33 protein-coding genes are annotated in these 18099 nt (G+C 50.7%); 4 read left to right on the top strand and 29 right to left on the bottom strand.

Annotation, left to right across the window (positions count from 1 at the left end; genetic code table 11):
- Window positions 1-3: 3 nt before the first annotated feature.
- The 4 genes from fmt to mscL all read left to right on the top strand — a co-directional run bounded on the left by fmt (window position 4) and on the right by mscL (window position 4245).
- Window positions 4-951, top strand: coding sequence for a methionyl-tRNA formyltransferase (fmt, locus tag M4I31_RS02240; protein WP_085049667.1), 948 nt, complete (start codon window positions 4-6; stop codon window positions 949-951).
- Window positions 952-1002: 51 nt separating this feature from the next.
- Window positions 1003-2292 (top strand): 16S rRNA (cytosine(967)-C(5))-methyltransferase RsmB, encoded by a 1290-nt coding sequence (rsmB, locus tag M4I31_RS02235; RefSeq protein WP_038634647.1) that lies wholly within the window; start codon window positions 1003-1005, stop codon window positions 2290-2292.
- 21 nt (window positions 2293-2313) lie between these two features.
- Window positions 2314-3690 (top strand): Trk system potassium transporter TrkA, encoded by a 1377-nt coding sequence (gene trkA / locus M4I31_RS02230; protein ID WP_006687350.1) that lies wholly within the window; start codon window positions 2314-2316, stop codon window positions 3688-3690.
- A 141-nt stretch (window positions 3691-3831) separates the two neighbouring features.
- Window positions 3832-4245: a large-conductance mechanosensitive channel protein MscL gene (gene mscL, locus M4I31_RS02225; protein WP_003031152.1), complete on the top strand. Its 414-nt coding sequence runs from the start codon at window positions 3832-3834 to the stop codon at window positions 4243-4245.
- On the opposite strand, the gene M4I31_RS02220 is transcribed toward mscL, so the two are convergent.
- The 29 genes from M4I31_RS02220 to rplD form a co-directional block, all read right to left on the bottom strand.
- The gene (locus M4I31_RS02220) at window positions 4242-4460 is read right to left on the bottom strand and encodes an alternative ribosome-rescue factor A (RefSeq protein ID WP_085049668.1); all 219 of its coding nucleotides are present in this window, start codon (window positions 4458-4460) and stop codon (window positions 4242-4244) included. The two genes, mscL and M4I31_RS02220, sit on opposite strands and share 4 nt — an antisense overlap.
- 59 nt (window positions 4461-4519) lie before the next feature.
- Window positions 4520-4945, bottom strand: a complete 426-nt coding sequence (zntR, locus tag M4I31_RS02215) for a Zn(2+)-responsive transcriptional regulator (RefSeq protein ID WP_038634659.1) — start codon at window positions 4943-4945, stop codon at window positions 4520-4522.
- Between the two features lie 10 nt (window positions 4946-4955).
- Complete coding sequence (locus tag M4I31_RS02210) at window positions 4956-5324, bottom strand: DUF1992 domain-containing protein (protein WP_038634662.1); 369 nt, start codon at window positions 5322-5324, stop codon at window positions 4956-4958.
- 107 nt (window positions 5325-5431) lie between these two features.
- The gene (gene rplQ, locus M4I31_RS02205; RefSeq protein ID WP_001216370.1) at window positions 5432-5815 is read right to left on the bottom strand and encodes a 50S ribosomal protein L17; all 384 of its coding nucleotides are present in this window, start codon (window positions 5813-5815) and stop codon (window positions 5432-5434) included.
- Window positions 5816-5855: 40 nt separating this feature from the next.
- Entirely contained in the window at window positions 5856-6845 is a 990-nt protein-coding gene (gene rpoA / locus M4I31_RS02200) for a DNA-directed RNA polymerase subunit alpha (RefSeq protein WP_003031139.1), read from the bottom strand.
- 25 nt (window positions 6846-6870) lie between these two features.
- Window positions 6871-7491 (bottom strand): 30S ribosomal protein S4, encoded by a 621-nt coding sequence (gene rpsD, locus M4I31_RS02195; protein WP_003031138.1) that lies wholly within the window; start codon window positions 7489-7491, stop codon window positions 6871-6873.
- A 33-nt stretch (window positions 7492-7524) separates the two neighbouring features.
- Window positions 7525-7914: a 30S ribosomal protein S11 gene (rpsK, locus tag M4I31_RS02190; protein WP_003031137.1), complete on the bottom strand. Its 390-nt coding sequence runs from the start codon at window positions 7912-7914 to the stop codon at window positions 7525-7527.
- A 16-nt stretch (window positions 7915-7930) separates the two neighbouring features.
- Window positions 7931-8287, bottom strand: coding sequence for a 30S ribosomal protein S13 (gene rpsM / locus M4I31_RS02185; protein ID WP_003031135.1), 357 nt, complete (start codon window positions 8285-8287; stop codon window positions 7931-7933).
- A gap of 146 nt (window positions 8288-8433) precedes the next feature.
- A complete protein-coding gene (gene rpmJ, locus M4I31_RS02180; protein WP_000868187.1) occupies window positions 8434-8550 on the bottom strand; it encodes a 50S ribosomal protein L36 in 117 nt (38 codons plus the stop codon).
- A gap of 30 nt (window positions 8551-8580) precedes the next feature.
- Complete coding sequence (gene secY / locus M4I31_RS02175) at window positions 8581-9912, bottom strand: preprotein translocase subunit SecY (RefSeq protein ID WP_001118864.1); 1332 nt, start codon at window positions 9910-9912, stop codon at window positions 8581-8583.
- 7 nt (window positions 9913-9919) lie between these two features.
- A complete protein-coding gene (gene rplO / locus M4I31_RS02170) occupies window positions 9920-10354 on the bottom strand; it encodes a 50S ribosomal protein L15 (protein WP_001238917.1) in 435 nt (144 codons plus the stop codon).
- Between the two features lie 3 nt (window positions 10355-10357).
- Complete coding sequence (rpmD, locus tag M4I31_RS02165) at window positions 10358-10537, bottom strand: 50S ribosomal protein L30 (RefSeq protein WP_001140434.1); 180 nt, start codon at window positions 10535-10537, stop codon at window positions 10358-10360.
- A gap of 3 nt (window positions 10538-10540) precedes the next feature.
- Window positions 10541-11044 carry a 30S ribosomal protein S5 gene (rpsE, locus tag M4I31_RS02160; RefSeq protein ID WP_003031131.1) on the bottom strand — a complete coding sequence of 168 codons (504 nt, stop codon included), beginning with the start codon at window positions 11042-11044 and terminating at the stop codon, window positions 10541-10543.
- Between the two features lie 14 nt (window positions 11045-11058).
- Entirely contained in the window at window positions 11059-11412 is a 354-nt protein-coding gene (gene rplR / locus M4I31_RS02155) for a 50S ribosomal protein L18 (protein WP_000358956.1), read from the bottom strand.
- A 9-nt stretch (window positions 11413-11421) separates the two neighbouring features.
- Window positions 11422-11955, bottom strand: a complete 534-nt coding sequence (gene rplF / locus M4I31_RS02150) for a 50S ribosomal protein L6 (protein WP_006687355.1) — start codon at window positions 11953-11955, stop codon at window positions 11422-11424.
- Window positions 11956-11967: 12 nt separating this feature from the next.
- Window positions 11968-12360: a 30S ribosomal protein S8 gene (gene rpsH, locus M4I31_RS02145; protein WP_003031127.1), complete on the bottom strand. Its 393-nt coding sequence runs from the start codon at window positions 12358-12360 to the stop codon at window positions 11968-11970.
- A 30-nt stretch (window positions 12361-12390) separates the two neighbouring features.
- Window positions 12391-12696 (bottom strand): 30S ribosomal protein S14, encoded by a 306-nt coding sequence (gene rpsN / locus M4I31_RS02140; protein ID WP_003031125.1) that lies wholly within the window; start codon window positions 12694-12696, stop codon window positions 12391-12393.
- Between the two features lie 14 nt (window positions 12697-12710).
- Window positions 12711-13250 (bottom strand): 50S ribosomal protein L5, encoded by a 540-nt coding sequence (gene rplE / locus M4I31_RS02135; protein ID WP_003031123.1) that lies wholly within the window; start codon window positions 13248-13250, stop codon window positions 12711-12713.
- 14 nt (window positions 13251-13264) lie between these two features.
- The gene (gene rplX / locus M4I31_RS02130) at window positions 13265-13579 is read right to left on the bottom strand and encodes a 50S ribosomal protein L24 (RefSeq protein ID WP_004106345.1); all 315 of its coding nucleotides are present in this window, start codon (window positions 13577-13579) and stop codon (window positions 13265-13267) included.
- Between the two features lie 10 nt (window positions 13580-13589).
- Window positions 13590-13961: a 50S ribosomal protein L14 gene (rplN, locus tag M4I31_RS02125; protein ID WP_000613954.1), complete on the bottom strand. Its 372-nt coding sequence runs from the start codon at window positions 13959-13961 to the stop codon at window positions 13590-13592.
- Window positions 13962-14124: 163 nt separating this feature from the next.
- Entirely contained in the window at window positions 14125-14379 is a 255-nt protein-coding gene (gene rpsQ / locus M4I31_RS02120) for a 30S ribosomal protein S17 (RefSeq protein ID WP_003031120.1), read from the bottom strand.
- Entirely contained in the window at window positions 14379-14570 is a 192-nt protein-coding gene (rpmC, locus tag M4I31_RS02115; RefSeq protein WP_000644742.1) for a 50S ribosomal protein L29, read from the bottom strand. Before rpmC ends, rpsQ begins: the two co-directional genes overlap by 1 nt.
- Complete coding sequence (rplP, locus tag M4I31_RS02110; RefSeq protein WP_000941208.1) at window positions 14570-14980, bottom strand: 50S ribosomal protein L16; 411 nt, start codon at window positions 14978-14980, stop codon at window positions 14570-14572. The genes rpmC and rplP overlap by 1 nt, the downstream gene beginning before the upstream one ends.
- 12 nt (window positions 14981-14992) lie before the next feature.
- A complete protein-coding gene (gene rpsC, locus M4I31_RS02105) occupies window positions 14993-15694 on the bottom strand; it encodes a 30S ribosomal protein S3 (RefSeq protein WP_000529945.1) in 702 nt (233 codons plus the stop codon).
- Between the two features lie 17 nt (window positions 15695-15711).
- On the bottom strand, window positions 15712-16044 hold the full coding sequence (gene rplV / locus M4I31_RS02100; RefSeq protein WP_000448832.1) for a 50S ribosomal protein L22: 333 nt from the start codon (window positions 16042-16044) through the stop codon (window positions 15712-15714).
- Between the two features lie 14 nt (window positions 16045-16058).
- A complete protein-coding gene (gene rpsS, locus M4I31_RS02095) occupies window positions 16059-16337 on the bottom strand; it encodes a 30S ribosomal protein S19 (RefSeq protein WP_001138115.1) in 279 nt (92 codons plus the stop codon).
- 16 nt (window positions 16338-16353) lie between these two features.
- Window positions 16354-17175: a 50S ribosomal protein L2 gene (gene rplB, locus M4I31_RS02090; protein ID WP_038634702.1), complete on the bottom strand. Its 822-nt coding sequence runs from the start codon at window positions 17173-17175 to the stop codon at window positions 16354-16356.
- A gap of 17 nt (window positions 17176-17192) precedes the next feature.
- Window positions 17193-17495: a 50S ribosomal protein L23 gene (gene rplW / locus M4I31_RS02085; protein ID WP_000617546.1), complete on the bottom strand. Its 303-nt coding sequence runs from the start codon at window positions 17493-17495 to the stop codon at window positions 17193-17195.
- A complete protein-coding gene (gene rplD / locus M4I31_RS02080) occupies window positions 17492-18097 on the bottom strand; it encodes a 50S ribosomal protein L4 (RefSeq protein ID WP_000424395.1) in 606 nt (201 codons plus the stop codon). The genes rplW and rplD overlap by 4 nt, the downstream gene beginning before the upstream one ends.
- Between the last annotated feature and the right edge of the window lie 2 nt (window positions 18098-18099).

Genomic DNA, 18099 nt, shown 5'->3' with positions numbered 1-18099 from the left:
AACGTGTCAGACTCACTACGTATTATTTTTGCGGGTACACCTGACTTTGCAGCGCGTCACCTTGACGCGCTGTTGTCTTCTGGACATAACGTCGTTGGCGTGTTTACCCAACCGGACCGCCCTGCGGGACGCGGTAAAAAGCTGATGCCCAGCCCGGTAAAAGTGTTGGCAGAAGAAAAAGGGATACCGGTTTTCCAGCCTGTCTCTCTTCGCCCTCAGGAAAACCAACAGTTGGTTGCTGATTTACACGCAGACGTGATGGTGGTAGTGGCATATGGACTGATTCTGCCAAAAGCCGTGCTGGAAATGCCGCGCCTGGGTTGTATCAACGTTCACGGTTCCCTGCTTCCACGCTGGCGTGGCGCAGCACCGATTCAACGTTCACTGTGGGCTGGCGATAGCGAAACGGGCGTTACCATCATGCAAATGGATGTTGGTCTCGACACCGGTGATATGTTGCTTAAGCTCTCCTGCCCGATTACGGCAGAAGATACCAGCGGTTCTTTATACGACAAGCTGGCGGACCTGGGGCCTCAGGGGCTGATTGAAACGCTAAAACAGTTGGCTGCTGGCACGATAAAACCCGTTGTACAAGATGAATCACTGGTTACGCATGCAGAGAAACTCAGTAAAGAAGAGGCCCGTATCGACTGGTCACTTTCGGCCGCTCAGTTGGAGCGCTGCATCCGCGCCTTTAACCCGTGGCCAATGAGCTATATCGTCATCGACGAGCAACCAATAAAAATTTGGCAGGCGACGGTGATCGATACGCCCGCTAACGCTGAACCAGGCACAATTCTGGAAGCGACCCGTCAGGGTATCCAGGTTGCAACAGGCGACGGCATCCTGAATCTCGTCTCTTTGCAGCCTGCAGGCAAAAAAGCCATGAGTGCGCAGGATCTGCTTAATTCGCGCCGGGAGTGGTTTGTGCCCGGAAACCGTCTGGCCTGACGGTTCATCTCTTTAAGCCCGGTGTGACCGGGCATTTTTATTTTTGCACTTATGAAAAAACATCTTAATTTACGCAGTATGGCAGCCCAGGCCGTCGAGCAGGTTGTCGAAAAGGGGCAATCATTAAGCAACGTGCTGCCCGCCATGCAGCAAAAAGTTGCCGATAAAGATAAAGCGCTGTTGCAAGAGCTTTGCTTCGGCGTATTGCGCACACTTTCGCAACTGGAGTGGATGATCCAGCAACTGATGGAACGTCCGATGACGGGCAAACAGCGTACCGTTCACTACCTGATCATGGTGGGCTTCTACCAACTGCTGCATACCCGTATCCCACCCCATGCTGCGCTGGCCGAAACCGTAGAAGGCGCGGTGGTGATTAAGCGTCCGCAGTTGAAAGGGCTGATCAATGGTGTATTACGCCAGTTCCAGCGCCGTCAGGAAGAACTACTGACCGAGTTCGCACAAAGCGATCTACGTTTCTTACACCCCTCATGGCTGGTAAAACGTATTAAAGCCGCTTATCCACAGCAATGGGAAGCCATCCTTGAGGCTAATAACCAACGCCCGCCAATGTGGCTCCGTGTTAATCGCAACCACCATACGCGCGACGCCTGGCTGGAACTACTCGCCGAAGCAGGATTGACCGGTTTTCCTCATCCGGATTACCCGGATGCGGTCCGTCTGGAAACACCAGCCCCCGTGCTCGCCCTGCCAGGTTTTGAGCAAGGTTGGGTCACCGTTCAGGATGCCTCTGCCCAGGGTTGCGTCAGCTATCTGCAGCCACAAAACGGAGAGCAGATCCTTGATTTATGTTGCGCTCCCGGCGGCAAGACCACTCACATTCTGGAGGTCGCGCCAGATGCGAACGTGATGGCAGTCGATGTCGACGATAAACGCCTGTCTCGCGTGTATGACAACCTGAAACGCCTGGGTATGAAAGCAACCGTGAAGCAGGGTGATGGTCGCTATCCGCAGCAGTGGTGCGGTGAGCAACAGTTTGACCGTATTTTGCTGGACGCTCCATGTTCTGCCACTGGTGTGATCCGTCGCCATCCGGATATCAAATGGTTGCGTCGCGATCGTGATATTGCCGAACTCGCTCAGTTGCAGGCCGAGATTCTCAACGCGACCTGGACACACCTTAAGCCGGGCGGCACGCTGGTCTATGCAACCTGTTCTATTCTGCCAGAAGAAAACCAACAGCAGATCGCCGCGTTCCTTGCACGCACACCGGATGCGGTGTTAAGCGAAACCGGTACGCCAGAGCAGCCGGGACGTCAGAATTTACCGGGTGCAGAAGATGGCGATGGCTTCTTTTACGCTAAGCTAATCAAAAAGTGATGAGATAACGGGTCGCGACTGATGAAAATTATCATTCTTGGCGCAGGGCAAGTTGGCGGTACGCTGGCTGAAAACCTGGTCGGAGAGAACAACGATATCACGGTAGTCGATACCAATGGTGAGCGCCTGCGCAGCTTGCAGGACAAGTTTGATCTCCGCGTCGTGCAAGGACATGGTTCACATCCCCGTGTATTGCGTGAAGCTGGTGCCGACGATGCCGATATGCTGGTTGCCGTAACCAGCTCAGATGAAACAAATATGGTTGCCTGCCAGGTAGCTTATTCCCTGTTTAATACGCCTAACCGTATCGCCCGTATTCGTTCACCGGATTACGTTCGCGATGCAGACAAGCTATTTCAATCCGATGCCGTCCCTATCGATCATCTGATTGCGCCTGAGCAACTGGTTATCGATAGCATTTATCGCCTGATTGAATATCCGGGCGCATTGCAGGTCGTGAATTTTGCCGAGGGCAAAGTCAGTCTGGCGGTCGTGAAAGCTTATTACGGCGGACCGCTAATCGGTAATGCGTTGTCGACCATGCGCGATCACATGCCGCATATCGATACCCGCGTTGCGGCGATATTCCGTCATGACAGGCCAATTCGCCCGCAGGGTTCTACCATCGTTGAAGCGGGTGATGAAGTCTTCTTTATCGCGGCATCACAGCACATTCGCGCCGTCATGAGCGAGCTACAGCGTCTGGAAAAGCCGTACAAACGCATTATGTTAGTCGGTGGCGGTAATATCGGTGCAGGGCTCGCGCGGCGTCTGGAAAAAGATTACAGCGTCAAACTGATCGAGCGTAATCAGCAGCGCGCATCGGAGCTTGCAGAGAAACTGCAAAATACGATCGTCTTTTTTGGCGATGCTTCGGATCAAGAGCTTCTGGCGGAAGAACACATCGATCAGGTTGATCTGTTCATCGCGGTGACCAATGACGATGAAGCTAACATCATGTCGGCGATGCTGGCTAAACGAATGGGCGCCAAGAAAGTGATGGTGCTGATCCAGCGCAGAGCGTACGTCGATCTGGTGCAGGGCAGCGTGATCGATATTGCGATTTCACCGCAGCAGGCGACCATCTCCGCACTCCTGAGCCATGTTCGTAAAGCTGATATTGTTGGTGTTTCATCACTACGCCGCGGCGTAGCGGAAGCCATTGAAGCCGTCGCACACGGTGATGAGACAACATCACGGGTAGTAGGTCGCTCGATTGATGAAATTAAACTTCCGCCCGGCACCATTATTGGCGCTGTTGTACGGGGTAATGATGTGATGATTGCTAATGACAACCTGCGTATTGAACAGGGCGATCACGTTATTATGTTCCTGACAGATAAAAAGTTTATTACCGACGTCGAGCGCTTATTCCAGCCAAGCCCCTTCTTCCTGTAATAATTTAGGCGCTAATATAGCGCCTTTTTTATTTCCCTTTATTTATCAGGGCCTAATAATTTTTCCTTTCCGCAATACATAAATGGAAATTGCCTAAACATTTGTTAAACTTATAAACGTCAGCTGCATAGGGAGAATAAAATGAGCATTATTAAAGAGTTTCGCGAATTCGCGATGCGCGGGAATGTTGTCGATTTGGCAGTGGGTGTCATTATTGGTGCGGCATTCGGTAAGATCGTTTCATCACTGGTTGCCGATATCATCATGCCGCCACTGGGGTTGTTAATTGGTGGGATTGATTTTAAACAGTTTGCTTTAACGTTACGTGATGCGCAGGGAGACATCCCGGCGGTGGTCATGCATTACGGCGTATTCATTCAGAATGTCTTCGATTTCATTATTGTTGCGTTTGCTATCTTTATGGCAATCAAACTGATCAATAAATTGAATCGTAAAAAAGCTGAAGAGCCAGCGGCACCCCCAGCACCATCTAAAGAAGAAGTATTACTAAGTGAAATTCGTGACCTGCTGAAAGAACAGAATAACCGCTCTTAAGCGTTCACTGAAACAAAAAGGCCAGTGGTAAAAAAGTGCTTCACTTTCTTGCCACTGGCCTCCCAGTTTCCCCGACTGCCATGTTTACCTTTACGTAGATAACTTCCTTTCCCTTTCTTATTTTTCTCAACGCGCTGCCTGAACAGTGGATCATGCAGAAGCGCCTCAATGGCGTTGTCCTTTATCTGTCCTTTGGTATGCTGATAACGGCTCATACTCTCTCCAGTTTGTGGGGTAATTTACGCCGGGAGTGTAGACCTGACCGTGCAAAAAATCAACGGTCTGATAGTGTCCCGCTGGCGCCTTGTTCAAGTGCTTCAAGAATAGAACAGTACACACTGCTGTGTGCTTTACCACAGCACGCATCATTTAATCGCTGTAACGATCGTTGCATCGCCTGAAGCTCCGCTATGCGCGCTTCGACCTCTTGTAATCTTTCCTGAACGATCCCTTTTGATTCCTGGCAGGTATGGTGCTCTGGATCTATGCGGATCGAAAGCAGTTCGCGAATCGACTCCAGTGTAAAACCAAGCTGACGGGCATAACGAATAAACTTAAGACGCTGAAGATCACTTTCCGTGTAGAGGCGAAAACCGCCTTCGGTACGTACTTCATGTTCCATCATCTGCTGCTTTTCATAGTAACGGATAGTATCCGGCGTCACGTCAGCCAGCTTCGCTAATTCACCAATTCGGTACATGCTCTCTCCGCTATTTGTCGTTGATCTTCTGTAGCAGCTTATCTGCGTATTCACCATGTAAAAACTCGGTGCTAAGCCCAGCCTGTCGAAGTTTTAGCTCCAGTAGCGACAACCGTCGACTGACTTCCTGATAACTGGGATCATCTTTGCGAATCCCCGCGAGTATTTCAAGCAGTTGGATCGCCTCTCTGCGCTGCTCAAGCTCAGGTGGAAGGCAGCCCGCATTTTTTAATAAACGGTATCCGGCCCGGAGTTCAGGCGGAATATGGGAATCATCGTCAAGAGTAAGCGGTTCGCCTGTACCAGGTAAATCATCAAACTCGCCTTTAGACTGTGCAGCAATAATATGGCGCTCCGCCCACTGGTCCAGTAACCACATATGACGCTCCAGGGGATGAACAAAAAGAGTACAGATATTGTAGATAAGTGGGGATATGGCGGATATAAAAAAACCCGCCGAGGCGGGTTTTTTTACGTTACTACAGATTACTCTGCAGCAGCTTCTGTTTTCTCTGAACGATCAACCAGCTCGATGTATGCCATCGGCGCGTTGTCGCCTGCACGGAAACCACACTTCAGAATGCGAGTGTAACCACCGGCGCGGCTCGCGAAACGCGGGCCCAGTTCGTTAAACAGTTTTGCCACGATCTCGTTATCACGAGTACGGGCGAATGCCAGACGACGATTAGCTACGCTATCAGTCTTGGCAAGAGTAATCAGCGGCTCAACTACGCGACGCAGCTCTTTCGCTTTCGGCAGAGTCGTCTTGATGATTTCATGACGAACCAGTGAACCTGCCATATTGCGGAACATAGCCTGGCGATGGCTGCTGTTGCGGTTCAGTTGACGACCACTCTTACGATGGCGCATGACCTTATCCTTCTCAGTAAAACCTTAACCTGTGATCCGGTTACTCGTCAGCGATGCTTGCCGGTGGCCAGTTTTCCAGGCGCATGCCCAGAGACAGTCCACGGGAAGCCAGCACGTCTTTAATCTCAGTAAGAGATTTTTTACCAAGGTTAGGCGTCTTAAGAAGCTCAACCTCAGTACGCTGTACCAGATCACCGATATAGTGGATAGCTTCTGCTTTGAGGCAGTTAGCAGAGCGGACAGTCAATTCCAGATCGTCAACAGGGCGCAGCAGGATCGGATCGAATTCTGGTTTCTCTTCTTTAACTTCCGGCTGACGTACATCACGTAAGTCAACAAAAGCTTCCAGTTGTTCAGCCAGAATGGTTGCCGCACGACGAATCGCCTCTTCAGGATCGATTGTGCCGTTGGTTTCCATTTCGATGACCAGCTTGTCCAGGTCGGTACGCTGTTCTACACGCGCTGCTTCAACATTGTAGGCAATACGCTCTACAGGGCTGTAGCATGCGTCGACCAGCAGACGGCCGATTGGGCGCTCATCTTCTTCCGAATGAATTCGGGTAGAAGCCGGCACATAACCACGACCGCGCTGAACTTTGATGCGCATACTAATAGATGCGTTCTCATCGGTCAGGTGGCAGATCACGTGCTGTGGCTTGACGATTTCGACATCACCATCATGGGTAATGTCGGCTGCAGTCACAGGGCCAATGCCAGATTTATTCAAGGTAAGAATAACGTCATCTTTACCCTGAACTCTCACCGCCAGCCCTTTCAGGTTGAGCAGGATTTCCAGGATATCTTCCTGAACGCCTTCTTTGGTGCTGTACTCATGTAGTACACCATCAATCTCAACCTCGGTCACCGCGCAACCCGGCATCGATGAGAGCAGAATACGGCGCAGTGCGTTACCCAAAGTATGGCCAAAGCCACGCTCTAAAGGCTCAAGGGTCACCTTGGCGTGCGTCGAACTCACTTGCTCGATATCTACCAGGCGCGGTTTTAGAAACTCTGTCACAGAACCCTGCATTGTGTCCTCTCTTTGGTACTAAGCTTTACTTGGAGTAAAGCTCGACGATCAGGTGTTCGTTAATGTCCGCAGACAGATCAGAACGCTCCGGCTTACGCTTGAACGTACCTTCCATCTTGCCAGCATCAACTTCCAGCCAGGTTGGCTTTTCACGCTGCTCAGCCAGCTCCAGAGCGGCTTTCACGCGAGACTGCTTCTTCGCTTTCTCACGAATGCTAACAACGTCATTCGGACTAACCTGATAAGAAGCGATGTTAACAACACGACCGTTTACCATAATTGCTTTATGGCTGACCAGCTGACGTGCTTCTGCACGAGTGGCACCGAAGCCCATACGGTATACAACGTTGTCCAGACGACCTTCCAGCAGACCCAACAGGTTTTCACCGGTGTTGCCTTTCAGACGTGCTGCTTCTTTGTAGTAGTTACGGAACTGACGCTCCAGCACACCATAGATACGGCGAACTTTTTGCTTTTCACGCAACTGCACACCATAGTCAGACAGACGCGGTTTACGCGCACCGTGCTGGCCAGGAGCTTGTTCAATTTTACACTTGGTATCGATCGCGCGAACGCCAGACTTAAGGAATAAGTCAGTGCCCTCACGACGGCTCAGCTTGAGCTTAGGACCCAAATATCTTGCCATTTTCTTTCTCCAACAATCCTAGAAACGACAGCGTTATACGCGACGTTTTTTCGGCGGACGACAACCGTTATGAGGGATCGGAGTCACATCAGTAATATTAGTGATGCGGAAACCAGCGGCGTTCAGAGCACGAACAGTAGATTCGCGACCTGGACCCGGTCCTTTGACCATAACTTCCAGATTCTTGATACCGTATTCTTTTACGGCTTCAGCGCAACGCTCTGCTGCAACCTGAGCTGCAAACGGAGTGGATTTGCGAGAACCACGGAAACCGGAACCACCGGCTGTTGCCCAACCCAGTGCGTTACCCTGACGATCAGTAATGGTAACGATGGTGTTGTTAAAAGAAGCATGGATATGAGCCACGCCGTCAGAGACTTGTTTTCTTACACGTTTACGTGCACGAATTGGTGCCTTTGCCATTATTCAATCACCCCGATTATTTCTTGATCGGTTTGCGCGGACCCTTACGGGTACGTGCGTTGGTCTTGGTACGCTGACCGCGAACCGGGAGACCACGACGATGACGCAAACCGCGATAGCAACCAAGGTCCATAAGGCGCTTGATGCTCATGCTAACTTCACGGCGCAGATCACCTTCAACGACAAATTTGGCAACTTCGTCACGCAGCGTGTCGATTTGTTCTTCAGACAGCTCACTGATCTTAACATCTTCAGCGATACCCGCTGCAGCCAGAATGGCTTTAGAACGGGTCTTGCCGACGCCGTAGATCGAAGTTAATGCGATCACAGCATGTTTCTGATCAGGAATGTTAATGCCTGCTATACGGGCCACTATGCACTCCTACTATTTAATATGTACGCACCATGCTGAAAAGCCCGTTTTCAGGATACTCAAATGGAAACGCACAGACATACAAAAGATTGGCTGGCTAATCTAGCCAGCTCAACCCAACTTTGCAAGAAAAATATGCGAATAAATCAGCCTTGGCGCTGTTTATGCTTCGGCTCGGCACTGCAAATCACACGGATGACACCATCACGCTTAACGATTTTGCAGTTACGGCATAATTTCTTGACGGAAGCACGAACTTTCATTTTTACTCTCCGTAACTTCTCGGGCGACTGTTAACGGCCGTAGCCTTTCAGATTCGCCTTCTTCAATGCAGACTCGTACTGACTTGACATCATCAGAGTTTGCACTTGAGCCATAAAGTCCATAATCACGACAACAACGATAAGCAGTGAGGTCCCACCAAAGTAGAACGGTACTTTCATTGCATCACGCATGAACTCCGGGATCAGGCAGATAAAGGTAATGTAGAGCGCACCAACCAAAGTCAGGCGGGTCATTACTTTATCGATATACTTCGCCGTTTGCTCTCCCGGACGAATTCCTGGTACAAATGCACCGGACTTCTTCAGGTTATCTGCTGTTTCACGCGGGTTGAAAACCAACGCCGTGTAGAAGAAACAGAAGAATATGATTGCAGACGCATAGAGTAACACATAAAGCGGTTGCCCAGGCTGCAAATACAGCGAAATTGTTGTCAGCCAGTTCCAACCAGTCCCGCCCCCGAACCATGACGCGATGGTCGCCGGGAACAGAATAATACTGGAAGCGAAGATTGCCGGGATTACCCCCGCCATATTCACTTTCAGCGGTAAATGTGTGCTCTGTGCAGCATAGACACGACGACCTTGCTGACGTTTCGCGTAGTTTACCACAATACGGCGTTGACCACGCTCAACAAATACAACAAAGAACGTCACTGCAAATACTAATACTGCAACCAACAGCAACACGAGGAAGTGCAGGTCGCCTTGACGCGCTTGCTCGATAGTATGGGCAATGGCTGGCGGGAGCCCCGCAACAATACCGGCGAAGATAATGATTGAGATACCGTTGCCGATACCACGTTCAGTAATCTGTTCGCCCAACCACATCAGGAACATAGTCCCTGTAACCAGACTTACAACAGCGGTGAAATAGAATGCAAAGCCTGGATTCATTACCAGGCCCTGCATACCAGGCATATTCGGCAGACCGGTAGCAATACCGATCGACTGGAATATCGCCAGCACCAGAGTACCGTAGCGGGTGTACTGGCTGATCTTACGACGACCAGACTCCCCTTCTTTCTTAATTTCTGCCAGCGTTGGATGAACCACCGTCAGCAGCTGGATAATGATCGACGCCGAAATATACGGCATGATCCCCAGAGCAAAGATAGAAGCACGGCTGAGAGCACCACCAGAGAACATGTTAAACATTTCAATGATGGTGCCTCGCTGTTGCTCAAGCAGTTTGGCAAGTACAGCGGCATCAATACCAGGGATCGGAATGAAAGAGCCAATACGGAACACAATAAGCGCACCGATTACAAACAGCAGTCTGCGTTTCAGCTCGCCTAAGCCACCTTTGGCACTTTGAAAATCTAATCCCGGTTGTTTAGCCATCTGCTACTTATTCCTCGATTTTACCGCCAGCAGCTTCGATAGCAGCACGAGCGCCTTTAGTAACACGCAGGCCACGAACAGTTACCGGAGTAGTGACTTCACCAGCCAGGATCACTTTCGCGAACTCGATCTGGATACCGATAATGTTAGCTGCTTTCAGCGTGTTCAGGTCTACAACACCGCCTTCAACTTTAGCCAGGTCAGACAGACGAACTTCGGCTGTAATCGCTGCTTTACGTGAAGTGAAGCCGAATTTCGGCAGACGACGGTACAGAGGCATCTGACCACCCTCGAAACCGCGACGTACGCCACCGCCAGAACGAGACTTCTGACCTTTGTGACCACGACCACCGGTTTTACCGAGGCCAGAACCGATACCACGACCCAGGCGTTTACCCGCCTTTTTGGAGCCTTCGGCCGGAGACAGAGTATTTAAACGCATCTCTTACTCCTCAACTTTAACCATGAAGGAAACCGCGTTGACCATACCACGAACTGCAGGAGTATCCTCGCGTTCTACGGTGTGACCAATACGACGCAGACCCAGGCCAAGCAGCGTTGCCTTGTGTTTCGGCAGACGACCGATTGCACTGCGGGTTTGAGTAATTTTAATAGTCTTTGCCATGGTTTATTTCCCCAGAATTTCTTCAACGGATTTACCACGCTTGGCAGCGACCATTTCCGGAGATTTCATATTTTCCAGACCGTCGATAGTTGCACGAACCACGTTAATCGGGTTAGTGGAACCATACGCTTTAGCCAGAACGTTACGAACTCCAGCGACTTCCAGAACGGCGCGCATTGCACCACCGGCGATGATACCGGTACCTTCGGAAGCCGGCTGCATGAATACACGAGAACCCGTGTGAGTACCCTTAACCGGGTGCTGCAGGGTGCCGTGGTTCAGCGCGACGTTAATCATATTGCGACGGGCTTTTTCCATCGCTTTCTGGATCGCTGCTGGAACTTCACGCGCTTTACCGTAACCAAAACCAACGCGACCGTTACCATCGCCAACTACAGTCAGAGCTGTGAAGGAGAAAATACGACCACCTTTAACGGTTTTAGATACGCGGTTTACCGCGATCAGCTTTTCCTGCAGTTCGCCAGCTTGTTTTTCGATGTGAGCCATCTTACACCTCTACCTTAGAACTGAAGGCCAGCTTCACGGGCAGCATCTGCCAGTGCCTGGACACGACCATGATATTGGAACCCGGAACGGTCAAAGGACACATCTTTGATGCCTTTTTCCAGAGCGCGTTCGGCGACAGCTTTACCCACAGCTGCTGCAGCGTCTTTGTTACCGGTGTACTTCAGTTGTTCAGCGATAGCTTTTTCTACAGTAGAAGCAGCTACCAGAACTTCAGAACCGTTCGGTGCAATTACCTGTGCGTAAATATGACGCGGGGTACGATGTACCACCAGGCGAGTTGCGCCCAGCTCTTTGAGCTTGCGGCGTGCGCGGGTCGCACGACGGATACGAGCAGATTTCTTATCCATAGTGTTACCTTACTTCTTCTTAGCCTCTTTGGTACGCACGACTTCGTCGGCGTAACGAACACCCTTGCCTTTGTAAGGCTCAGGACGACGGTAGGCGCGCAGATCTGCCGCAACCTGACCGATCAGCTGTTTATCAGCGCCTTTCAGCACGATTTCAGTCTGAGTCGGACATTCTGCAGTGATACCTGCCGGCAGCTGATGATCAACTGGATGAGAGAAACCTAAAGCCAGGTTTACTACATTCCCTTTGACCGCTGCACGATAACCTACACCAACCAGCTGCAGCTTCTTAGTGAAGCCTTCGGTAACACCGACAACCATTGCATTCAGCAGGGCACGCGCGGTACCAGCCTGAGCCCATCCATCTGCGTAACCATCACGCGGACCGAAGGTCAGTGCATTATCTGCATGATTTACTGCAACAGCATCGTTGAGAGTACGAGTCAGCTCGCCGTTTTTACCTTTGATCGTAATAACCTGACCGTTGATTTTTACATCAACGCCGGCAGGAATAACGACCGGTGCTTTAGCAACACGAGACATTTTTTCCTCCGATTAGGCTACGTAGCAGATAATTTCGCCACCAAGACCAGCCTGGCGCGCTGCACGATCAGTCATAACACCTTTAGAGGTAGAAACAACTGCGATACCCATGCCAGCCATAACCTTCGGCAGCTCGTCTTTACGCTTATAAATGCGCAGACCTGGGCGACTGACACGCTGAATGCTTTCTACAACAGCTTTACCCTGGAAATACTTAAGAGTAAGTTCCAGTTCCGGCTTGGTGTCGCCTTCAACTTTAAAATCTTCAATAAAACCTTCTTCCTTCAGCACGTTGGCAATTGCCACTTTCAGCTTGGAGGAAGGCATGGTGACCGCAGCTTTATTCGCGGCCTGACCGTTACGGATACGGGTCAGCATATCCGCGATCGGATCTTGCATGCTCATCTGTCTTTACTCCCGTGATTCAATTGGTAATTACCAGCTAGCCTTTTTCAAGCCTGGTACTTCACCGCGCATAGCGGCTTCACGCAGTTTGATACGGCTCAACCCGAACTTGCCCACATAGCCATGCGGACGACCTGTTTGACGGCAGCGGTTACGCTGACGGGACGGGCTGGAATCACGCGGCAGAGACTGCAGCTTCAGAACTGCGTTCCAACGATCTTCGTCGGTCGCGTTCACATCAGAGATAATAGCTTTCAGTTCAGCGCGTTTTGCGAAGTACTTATCAGCTAAAGCTACGCGCTTTACTTCGCGTGCTTTCATTGATTGCTTAGCCATTCAGTAACCCTACCTTACTTGCGGAACGGGAAGTCAAAGGCAGCCAGCAGAGCACGGCCTTCTTCGTCAGATTTCGCAGTAGTGGTAATGGTAATATCCAAACCACGCACGCGGTCGACTTTATCGTAGTCGATTTCTGGGAAGATGATCTGCTCACGGACACCCATGCTGTAGTTACCACGACCATCGAATGACTTAGCGGACAGGCCACGGAAGTCACGGATACGTGGAACAGCAATAGTGATCAGACGCTCAAAGAACTCCCACATGCGTTCGCCACGCAGAGTTACTTTACAGCCGATCGGATAGCCCTGACGGATTTTGAAGCCTGCAACTGATTTGCGTGCTTTGGTGATCAGCGGTTTTTGACCGGAGATTGCTGTCAGGTCAGCTGCTGCGTTATCCAGCAGTTTCTTGTCAGCGATCGCTTCACCAACACCCATGTTCAGGGTGATCTTCTCGACCCGAGGGACTTGCATGACAGAATTGTAGTTAAACTCAGTCATGAGTTTAGCGACTACTTCGTCTTTGTAGTAATCATGCAGTTTCGCCATCGTACTACTCCAAATTACTTGATAGTTTCGCTGTTAGATTTGAAGAAACGGACTTTTTTGCCGTCTTCGAATCTAAAGCCTACACGGTCAGCCTTGCCGGTTGCCGCGTTGAAGATTGCAACGTTAGAAACCTGAATAGCAGCTTCTTTTTCAACGATGCCGCCTGGTTGGTTCAGAGCCGGAACCGGCTTCTGGTGTTTCTTAACCAGGTTGATACCTTCAACAATGAGCTTGCCGGAAGACAAGACATTCTTAACTTTACCGCGTTTACCTTTATCTTTACCGGTTAACACGATAACTTCGTCATCACGACGGATCTTCGCTGCCATGATTCGCTCCTTAGAGTACTTCTGGTGCCAGAGAGATAATTTTCATGAACTTCTCGTTACGAAGTTCACGAGTTACCGGCCCAAAAATACGCGTACCGATAGGTTGCTCGCTGTTATTGTTTAAAATAACGCATGCATTACCATCGAAGCGAATGACAGAACCGTCCGGGCGACGAACACCCTTCTTGGTGCGCACCACTACCGCCTTCAGCACATCACCTTTTTTGACCTTACCACGCGGAATTGCTTCCTTGATGGTGATCTTGATGATATCGCCGACGCCTGCGTAGCGACGGTGCGAGCCACCCAGAACCTTGATACACATTACGCGACGTGCACCGGAGTTGTCGGCGACGTTCAGCATAGTCTGTTCTTGGATCATTTTAGTGCTCCGCTAATGTCAACTACTACTGAGACCCGAAAATCAGGTCGTTAAAAAAGCCCCATATCGGGGGCGCGGCATTATAACACCGCTCAAACGATATGGGTAGAAAAAATAAACGGCTCATCGCTGAGCCGTTTATTCGTTGAGAATGCCTACTGTATTACAGAACAGCTTTCTCTACAACGCGAACCAGCGTCCAGGACTTAGTCTTGGACAGCGGACGGCATTCGCGGATTTCAACCACGTCACCAGTACCGCATTCGTTGTTCTCGTCATGTACGTGCAGTTTGGTCGTACGCTTAATGAATTTACCGTAGATCGGGTGTTTCACAAAACGTTCGATAGCAACAACGATGGATTTCTCCATTTTATCGCTAACAACGCGACCTTGCAGAGTACGGATTTTATCGGTCATTACGCACCCGCCTTCTCAGTCAGTAAAGTCTTAACGCGTGCGACATCACGACGCACTTGCTTCAACAGGTGAGACTGTTGCAGCTGGCCACTTGCAGCCTGCATACGCAGGTTGAACTGCTCACGCAGCAGATTCAGCAGCTCGGTGTTCAGCTCTTCAACACTCTTCTCACGCAGCTCTTTTGCTTTCATTACATCACCGTCTTAGTTACAAAGGTGGTTTTAATCGGCAGTTTCGCTGCTGCCAGCTTGAATGCTTCACGGGCCAGCTCTTCCGGTACGCCGTCCATTTCATACAGGACTTTACCCGGCTGAATCAAGGCAACCCAATACTCCACGTTACCTTTACCTTTACCCATACGCACTGCCAGCGGCTTTTCAGTGATCGGTTTGTCCGGGAATACACGGATCCAGATCTTACCTTGACGCTTAACTGCACGGGTCATAGCACGACGTGCTGCTTCGATCTGACGGGCAGTCAGACGACCACGGCCAACAGCTTTCAGACCGAAGCTGCCGAAGCTAACATCCGCGCCAGCAGCCAGACCGCGGTTACGGCCTTTGTGCATTTTACGGAATTTTGTACGCTTTGGTTGTAACATCAGCGACGCTCCTTATTTACGGCCTTTACGCTGCTGCTTTTTAGGTTGCGCAGCCGGTTTTTCCGGTTGTTCAACAGCAGCCATACCACCCAGGATCTCGCCTTTGAAGATCCACACTTTAACGCCGATTACACCGTAAGTGGTGTGCGCTTCAGAGGTGTTGTAGTCGATGTCAGCACGCAGAGTGTGCAGCGGTACGCGACCTTCGCGGTACCATTCGGTACGTGCGATTTCCGCGCCGCCCAGACGGCCGCTAACTTCAACTTTAATACCTTTAGCGCCCAGACGCATTGCGTTCTGTACAGCACGCTTCATAGCACGACGGAACATAACGCGACGTTCCAGCTGAGAAGTGATGCTGTCAGCAACCAATTTTGCGTCCAGTTCAGGTTTACGCACTTCGGCGATATTGATCTGGGCAGGAACGCCAGCAATATCAGCTACGACTTTGCGCAGTTTTTCTACGTCTTCGCCTTTCTTACCGATAACGATACCCGGGCGAGCGGTGTGAATGGTCACACGGATGCTCTTAGCCGGACGCTCGATAACGATACGAGATACAGACGCTTTAGCCAGTTCCTTAGTCAGGTACTGACGTACTTTAAAATCGCTGTCCAGGTTGTCAGCGAATTCTTTGGTGTTCGCAAACCAGGTTGAGTTCCATGGTTTTACAATACCCAGGCGAATACCATTAGGATGTACTTTCTGACCCATTGCTAGTCTCCAGAGTCTCAGCGATCGGACACAACCACAGTAATGTGGCTGGTGCGCTTCAGGATGCGATCTGCACGACCTTTTGCACGCGGCATAATGCGCTTCATGCTCGGGCCTTCGTCTACGAAAATTTTCGTAACTTTCAGATCGTCAATGTCAGCGCCATCGTTGTGTTCAGCGTTAGCAATGGCAGATTCCAGGACTTTCTTAACCAGTACAGCCGCTTTCTTATTGGTGTAGGTCAGAATATCCAGAGCCTGCGACACTTTCTTACCGCGAATCAGGTCTGCAACAAGGCGAACCTTCTGAGCAGAAGAACGAGCATGGCGATGTTGAGCTAAAGTTTCCATCTCTTCCTCCTACCTTATTTCTTCTTCGCTTTTTTATCAGCAGCGTGGCCGCGATAAGTACGAGTCGGTGCGAATTCACCCAGTTTGTGACCGACCATTTCGTCGGAAACAAATACCGGAACGTGCTGACGACCATTATGGACAGCGATGGTCAAACCGATCATGTTAGGAAAGATCGTTGAACGACGGGACCAAGTGCGCAGGGGCTTCTTGTCTCCGCTTTCCACCGCTTTCTCTACCTTCTTCAGCAAGTGCAGGTCAATAAAAGGACCTTTCTTGAGAGAACGTGGCATGGCTTATCCTCTAAAATTATTTGCTACGGCGACGTACGATGAATTTATCAGTACGCTTGTTGCTGCGGGTCTTCTTACCTTTGGTCTGAACGCCCCACGGAGTTACCGGGTGCTTACCAAAGTTACGACCTTCACCACCACCATGTGGGTGATCGACTGGGTTCATCGCAGTACCGCGAACGGTAGGACGAACACCACGCCAGCGTGCAGCACCTGCTTTACCCAGAACGCGCAGCATATGCTCAGCATTGCCAACTTCGCCCAGAGTTGCACGGCAGTCTGCTTCGACTTTACGCATTTCACCAGAACGCAGACGCAGGGTGACATAAGCACCATCACGAGCAACGATCTGAACGTAAGTACCAGCGGAACGTGCCAGCTGACCGCCTTTACCTGGTTTCATTTCTACGTTATGAACGGTAGAACCAACCGGGATATTGCGCATCGGCAGGGTGTTACCTGCTTTGATTGCAGCATCAACGCCAGATTGAACCTGGTCGCCAGCTTTCAGGCCTTTAGGGGCCAGAATGTAACGGCGTTCACCGTCTTTGTACAGAACCAGCGCGATGTTCGCGGAGCGGTTCGGATCGTACTCAAGACGTTCAACAATTGCTGGGATACCGTCTTTGTTGCGTTTGAAGTCAACAATACGATAAGCCTGCTTGTGACCACCACCGATGTGACGAGTGGTGATACGGCCATTGTTGTTACGACCACCGGATTTGCTGTTTTTTTCAACCAGCGGAGCAAAAGGTTTGCCCTTGTGCAGCTCTGGGTTGACCACTTTAACAACGTGGCGACGACCCGGAGATGTCGGTTTACATTTAACAACTGCCATTGTATTACTCCTCCGACTTACTCAGCGCCGCCGACGAAGTCCAGATTCTGGCCTTCCTTCAGGGTGACGTAAGCTTTTTTCCAGTCGCTACGACGACCGATACGCTGTCCGTGACGTTTAACTTTCCCTTTAACTACCAGGGTGTTAACGACTTCGACTTCGACTTCAAACAGTTTCTGCACAGCAGCTTTGATCTCTGCTTTGGTCGCGTCTTTAGCAACTTTGAGAACGATGGTGTTAGTTTTTTCCATCGCAGTAGACGCTTTTTCAGAAACGTGCGGTGCGCGCAGCACCTTCAGCAGACGTTCTTCACGAATCATGCCAGCATCTCCTCAACTTGCTTAACAGCATCAGCAGTCATTACGACTTTGTCGAAGGCGATCAGGCTAACCGGGTCGATACCAGTTGCATCGCGTACGTCAACCTTGTGCAGGTTGCGCGCAGCCAGGAACAGGTTTTCGTCCAGCTCACCGGTGATGATCAGCACATCTTCCAGAGCCATGTCTTTCAGTTTCTGTGCCAGCAGCTTAGTTTTAGGCGCTTCTACAGAGAACTTCTCGACAACGATCAGACGATCCTGACGTACCAGTTCGGACAGGATGCTTTTCAGCGCGCCGCGGTACATCTTTTTGTTAACTTTTTGACTGTGGTCCTGCGGGCGAGCAGCGAAGGTCACGCCACCTGAACGCCAGATCGGGCTCTTGATAGAACCTGAACGCGCACGGCCGGTACCTTTCTGGCGCCACGGCTTTTTGCCTGAACCAGTTACTTCAGCACGAGTCTTCTGAGCACGAGTACCCTGACGAGCACCAGCTGCATAAGCAACAACAACCTGGTGAACCAGCGCTTCGTTGAAATCACGACCGAAGGTAGTTTCGGAAACAGTCAGCGCGCTCTGCGCGTCTTTCAATACTAATTCCATTG

The sequence above is a fragment of the Citrobacter sp. XT1-2-2 genome, from assembly GCF_023516235.1.
GTDB classification, from domain to species: domain Bacteria; phylum Pseudomonadota; class Gammaproteobacteria; order Enterobacterales; family Enterobacteriaceae; genus Citrobacter; species Citrobacter werkmanii.
This window is presented reverse-complemented; position numbering and strand designations above follow the sequence as displayed.